Genomic DNA, 320 nt, shown 5'->3' with positions numbered 1-320 from the left:
ATGCTCTACGCATTCCGGGAACGCGAAGAGCTGATGGACTGCTACGAGGCGGTATCCGGCGCTCGAATGCATGCCACGTATTACCGACCCGGCGGTGTGTACCGTGATCTGCCTGAGCAGATGCCGAAGTACAAGGAGTCACGCTGGAAGAAGGGAAAGGAGCTGCGGCGGCTGAACGCCGCGAGAGAAGGGTCGCTGCTCGATTTCATCGAGAATTTCACCCGCGAATTCCCGAACCGCATCGATGAGTACGAAACCCTGCTCACCGACAACAGAATCTGGAAGCAGCGCACGGTGGGCATTGGCGTTGTGAGCCCGCA

At 58.8% G+C, this 320-nt stretch carries 1 protein-coding gene; it reads left to right on the top strand.

Annotated features, from left to right (window positions below; all coding sequences use genetic code 11):
• Window positions 1-320: NADH-quinone oxidoreductase subunit D-related protein (locus tag D7T59_RS21175; RefSeq protein WP_475283823.1), on the top strand; the 320-nt coding region annotated here is incomplete at both ends.

This window comes from Stenotrophomonas maltophilia, from assembly GCF_013464915.1.
Taxonomy (GTDB): Bacteria; Pseudomonadota; Gammaproteobacteria; order Xanthomonadales; family Xanthomonadaceae; genus Stenotrophomonas; species Stenotrophomonas maltophilia_AT.
The sequence above is the reverse complement of the archived record's forward strand: the minus strand, read 5'-3'. Positions and strand labels throughout refer to the sequence as shown.